General features: G+C 41.9%; 4 protein-coding genes. 1 reads left to right on the forward strand and 3 read right to left on the reverse strand.

Translation table 11 applies throughout. The features are described from left to right. Positions 1-65: 65 nt before the first annotated feature. From IQ229_RS11440 to IQ229_RS11450, 3 genes are all read right to left on the reverse strand, one after another. Positions 66-1238 (reverse strand): glycosyltransferase family 4 protein, encoded by a 1173-nt coding sequence (locus IQ229_RS11440; RefSeq protein ID WP_194043783.1) that lies wholly within the window; start codon positions 1236-1238, stop codon positions 66-68. Continuing rightward, positions 1235-2626 carry a glycosyltransferase gene (locus IQ229_RS11445; protein WP_194043785.1) on the reverse strand — a complete coding sequence of 464 codons (1392 nt, stop codon included), beginning with the start codon at positions 2624-2626 and terminating at the stop codon, positions 1235-1237. The genes IQ229_RS11440 and IQ229_RS11445 overlap by 4 nt, the downstream gene beginning before the upstream one ends. Positions 2627-2690: 64 nt before the next feature. Further along, the gene (locus IQ229_RS11450; RefSeq protein ID WP_194043787.1) at positions 2691-4055 is read right to left on the reverse strand and encodes a glycosyltransferase; all 1365 of its coding nucleotides are present in this window, start codon (positions 4053-4055) and stop codon (positions 2691-2693) included. A 424-nt stretch (positions 4056-4479) separates the two neighbouring features. On the opposite strand from IQ229_RS11450, the gene gloB reads away from it, so the two are divergent. After that, positions 4480-5253, forward strand: coding sequence for a hydroxyacylglutathione hydrolase (gene gloB, locus IQ229_RS11455; RefSeq protein ID WP_194043789.1), 774 nt, complete (start codon positions 4480-4482; stop codon positions 5251-5253). The last annotated feature ends 92 nt before the right edge of the window (positions 5254-5345 follow it).

Genomic DNA, 5345 nt, shown 5'->3' on the forward strand with positions numbered 1-5345 from the left:
AATTTAGCTAATTGTTTGAGTTGCTGAATATCAATTTTTGGACAATTAATTAATCAATTTATTGTTTATAAATTGGCAATTACCGACTCCATAGTAGATGCCATTTTTTCTACGCTATATTTTTCTAAACATCTATCTCTCGCTTTTTTACCTATTTCGTTAGCTGCCTCTAAATCCTGAAATATTAATTTAATTTGTTCTGCAATTTGTTCTGGAGAGGCTGGATCGACTAAATAACCAACTTCATTTAAAATTTCGGGAATATCTCCTACTCGTGTTGCTAAAACTGGCTTTGCCATTGCCATACCATCCATGAGTTTAATCGGAAATTGTGCCCTTGCCACAGATGTATCTCGTTGAGGAACTACCACAATATGGGCCGCAGACACTACTTCCGGCATTTGTTCTATTGACGTTTGAGGCAGCATAATAATCCACTGTCCCCAGCGTTCAATCAACTGTTCATCATAGTTATCGTAAGGATTACCACCAACAATTACTAGCCTGAAGTCGGATTCTTGTAACTGGTCAAGTGCCATTAAAACATCCTCTAGACCCTTGTGTGGTCGAGGCGCACCAGGGAACATGAGAACGCGGTATTCAGCTAAACCATATTTTTGGCGACTGATTTGCGGATCGTACTTTTGGGGATCAAATAAGCAAGTATCTTTGCCATTGGGTATATAAATACCACCAAAACGATTCAGCAAGAATTGAGTGTCTGCTGTAATAGCGTCGGCATGATTAATCAATGACTCCATCCACTTTAAGTAAAGTGGATGGTCTGGATTCCTTAAAGCACCTTCTTTTTTTAGAAGTTCTCTAGCTAGCTGTTTCAAATTAGGGCGATACTGCCACTCATCGCCACCATACCAACTTAATTCCCAATCATCAATATCTAAAATCACTGGTCTATGGCTGCGGATTTTGTTAATTAAAGCTACACCATAGCTTGTGGGTTTTGGTTTAACAGCACAGATAATATCTCCATCTATCTTATTTAAAATTTGCCTGACAGAACCGAACAATTGTGGATAATCGCAGCCTGGTAAACAGAAAATTGCTAGATCAGATGGTGGCTCTGGATAAATATTTTTTCCAAATAAAAATCCTAATACTTCTACTTCATAATTTAATTTTTTAAAAATTTGACTTAGCAAATATGCTCTGTCAATTCCACCTTTAGAAAAGTTAGGCGTGAGGATTGAAACCTTTAATTTTTTATTTTGTTTATTCATAAGAAATTAGGTGTCAGTCCATCAATATACAAAGTTTTTTGAGGAATTTTTAAGATTTCATGGTAAAGTGCCACCATCTCTGAGGCAACAGTATCCATTGTACGTACTGGCTGGATACCTTGACGTAATTTAGCTAGTAAATCGCCGTCTTTGGCTAAAGTGGCGATCGCTTCAGTCCATGCTTGGATATCTTTGGCTGGAACTAACCAACCATCTATTCCGTGACGGACTAACTCAGCAATTCCTCCTAAATTTGAACCAATTACAGGAGTACCAACAGCTTGGGCTTCGAGAACTACTAAAGGTCCGGTTTCTAACCATTGCGATGGTACTGCTAATAGATCGAAACTCGCCAGTGCCTCTGGGACGGAAGAGCGTGAAAGAGGCTCGGCAATGCGAATCCGGCTGTCACGAGCAGCGATTTCCAAAACCCTGTCTCGAATGTCTCTGCCTGTATCTTCCTGAAGTATGCCATGAATCACCAATTCTACAGGTAGATTAGTCGGCAAGCCTTGCATTGCTTTTACCAAGATTTCCACTCCTTTCGTCGTGTGCCACCTCCCTAAAAAGCCAATCCTTAAAACACCTTCTTGGCGTTTTGTCTGTGTTTTTATTTGTGGGTAGGAACTAGATACACCTTGCCGACAGAGAACTAATTTTTCTTTTGACAAGCCACTGACTATCAAAGCATCGTAACTCCACTGGCACGGTGTCACAATCTGGTCGATCAGATGCTCCATCTGTCGCAGTTTAGTTAGGTGATACTTCGCCAAAGAAGGTAAGCCCAGCGCTCTGCCCATCTGGTGCAACTGAACAGTCGGTGACTTTAGCAATTTGTTCTTGGCTGCTGTAGCTACAGACAGAGGAATTTGACTCAATGCCCGGACTGCCCACTCTGGCACTTTTTCGGGAACGCCATAGCAGTATCCGCAGCCAACCTCGCTTTTCAGCCCTTCACAAGGCGAAAGCCCGTTTAGCATCAGCGTACCGCGCAGACATATAATATCAGGCATATGAACTGTCAACACTGTGGGCATTCCTATCTTTTTGGCGAGCGCGAGATGGTGCAGCCCGCAGTGCCAATGCCAAGAGTGTTGGTGGTATAAATCTGCTTTGTGCGCTTTTAGCCACCGGGAAAAATAGTCAAACCCACCTGGTAGCTCTTTTTGGTGAAACTGGGCATCGGTAGGGGAGGGAAATACTGGATAGCGATAAACCTCTACACCGTTGTAATCGTAAGAGGTAACTTCCTGTCTTCCAACCTCAGCGGCTGCAACGACGCTTTCTATTTTATGCAATTGCAGCCCTTGTGCCAAATTGTCTACATATACCTCAGTGCCACCGTATGACTGTGGAAAATAACGAGCAATTGCTTGGATTACTTTCATAAAAATCCTTGTGAAATCAAATAATTTTGGAAAATTGCTTTCCTGATAGGCAGTATTCAGTCAATCAATAGGAAAAATGTTTTTTATTGATTGCTAAAATTTCCTTATAAAGTCCTACCATCTCTGAAGCGACAGTGTCCATTGTCCGCACAGGCTGGATACCTTTACGTAAGAAAGCAAGTAGATCGGTGTCTTTGGCTAAAGTGGCGATCGCTTCAGCCCATGCTTGGACATCTTTCGCTGGAACTAACCAACCATCGATGCCGTGACGGACTAACTCAGCAATTCCTCCTAAATTTGAACCTAGTATGGGAACGCCCATAGCTTGTGCTTCTAAAGCAACTATCGGCCCAGTTTCTAACCACTGCGACGGTATTGCTAGTATATCGAAACCTGCTAATGCCTCTGGTACTGCTTCGCGTGAAAGTGGTTCAGCAATCCGAATCCGGCGATCGCTGCTCGCGATCGTCATAACTTTTTCACGATTGGCAGCACCGTATTTTCCCGGATGAGTAGCATGAATAATTAACTCTACAGATACATCATTCGGTAGACTATGTACCGCTTCTACTAAAACTTGTACCCCTTTAGTTTCTTGCCAGCGACCCAAAAAGCCGATTTTTAATGTAGAGTTTTGTAGTTTGTTTGGTGTTACTTCGCGTTTGAAAGTGTTAGCAACACCTTGTCGACAGATAGTAAGTTTTTCGGGAGGAACGTTGTTTGCAAGAAAAGCATTGTATTGCCAATTACTTGTTACAACAATGCGATCGGCTAGTTTTGCTAGTTGCATCAAATTGCGTCTATGTTGAGACACTAGAGTAGGAATGCCAAGAGTTTTACCAAGTAGGCGTAGCTTAAAACTTTTAGAGGTCAGTAATTTTGTTTCTGCTGCTACCCCAACATCCAAGGGAACTCGGCTTAAAGCCTTGAGCATCCAAGGTGCTACTTGCTTTGGTACTTCTAAGCATTGACTACACTTAACAGAATCAATCAGCCCATCGCAAGGTTCTTTGTCCCAACGCATCATCGTACCACGCAGACATATAGGCTCAGGCATGTGGGCAGTAACTACAGTAGCCATTCCTAACTCGCGGGCGAGAGCAAGATGATGTAAACCGCAGTCAAATCGCCATGAATGTTGATGGTATACATCGGCTCGATTGTTTTCTAGCCAATTAGCAAAAGTTTTAAAGCCTCCGTGGGGTAGCTGTTTGTGTACCTGTCTCTTACTGGGGTTAGGAAAAACAGGATAACGATAAACTGAGATGCCATTATATTCGTAAGTATCTTCCTCTGTACCTTGTTGAGGAGCAGCAACAACACTTGCGAGTCCATGTACTTGTAAGCCATGCAGTAGTGAATCTAAGTATACTTCAACACCACCTGATGAATCTGGAAAATACCAGCTAGTTGTATGGATTAGCTTCATCTATGAACCTGCAAAGAAAAAATTGGAAAGCTCATTTTTTTTACCATGATTGATTATTCTATGTTTTCGTTATTAACATCTATCTTTTATAAATAACCCAAAGTGAATCTATAAAGTTTTGTATTAAGAGTTAGTAAGTATGTACAAATAAAAATTTCTTGATTACTGAATTTTAGGTTTTTGAGTAAATCAGAAGATTTAGGGTAAAAATAACAGAATAAATCTAACTTAGCTTTTACACTTCCTCCCAGAGAAATTTTACTGATATGCCCAGATTATAATTTATAGTTACTTAGTGTATTTTAAGTATTATTACGGTTGTATACTATCATAGTATTCATGGGGTTTCTCAACCTTTTCTCACTGAGATATTTAAGATTGCTGATAATTCCAAAGTATTTACTGGAAAGGGAGATATTAAGTAATGGAAGTAATCAGGCTTGAGGCACTCTCAGATAATTACATATTTTTGCTGGTAGATCGCCAGCAACAAATTGCTGCTGTTGTCGATCCAGCAGAGGCTGAACCAGTACTAAAGCAACTTGCACAGTTAAAAGCTGAGTTGGTGGCAATTTTCAACACACACCACCACAACGACCATGTAGGTGGTAATCAGCAATTAATAGAACACTTCCCGCAAGTAACAGTTTACGGTGGCGTCGAAGATCGCGGACGAATTCCCGGACAGCAGGTATTTTTGGAACAAGGCGATCGCGTCCAGTTTGCAGGCTGCATAGCTGAAGTTATTTTTGTTCCCGGACATACCCGCGCTCACATCGCTTACTACTTTCCCCCCGAAAAATCTGGTGAGACAGGCGATTTATTTTGCGGCGATACCTTATTTTCTGGCGGTTGCGGTCGCTTGTTTGAAGGAACGCCAACCCAAATGGTGGATTCTTTAAGCAAACTGCGCTCTTTACCAGATGATACGCGTATCTGGTGTGCCCACGAATACACTTTAGGAAATCTGCAATTTGCCCTAACTGTGGATGGCAACAATGCCGACTTACAAAGACGTTTCAATGAAGTGAAAACTTATCGTAGTCGAGGAGAAGCCACTATACCCTCGCTGCTGGGAATGGAGAAGCGAACAAATCCCTTTTTACGTTGGGATCAACCATCATTACAATCAACCGTTAAGGGTAGCGATGGAGTGCAAACCTTTGCGCGGATACGGGAAATGAAAAATAACTTTTAGGTATTGGGCATTGGGCATTGATTATTCTCCCCTGCTCCCACTTCGGCTACGCTCAGTGACCACCTGCTCCCCTGCTCCCCTGCCTCCTCTGC

The sequence above is a fragment of the Nostoc cf. edaphicum LEGE 07299 genome (genome assembly GCF_015207245.1).
Classification (GTDB): domain Bacteria; phylum Cyanobacteriota; class Cyanobacteriia; order Cyanobacteriales; family Nostocaceae; genus Nostoc; species Nostoc edaphicum_B.

Bases quoted from the DNA above. Each gene is read 5' to 3' on its own strand.
- IQ229_RS11440 (WP_194043783.1), bottom strand. From the start codon at position 1,238: ATGAATAAACAAAATAAAAAATTAAAGGTTTCAATCCTCACGCCTAAC.
- IQ229_RS11445 (WP_194043785.1), bottom strand. From the start codon at position 2,626: ATGAAAGTAATCCAAGCAATTGCTCGTTATTTTCCACAGTCATACGGT.
- IQ229_RS11450 (WP_194043787.1), bottom strand. From the start codon at position 4,055: ATGAAGCTAATCCATACAACTAGCTGGTATTTTCCAGATTCATCAGGT.
- gloB (WP_194043789.1), top strand. From the start codon at position 4,480: ATGGAAGTAATCAGGCTTGAGGCACTCTCAGATAATTACATATTTTTG.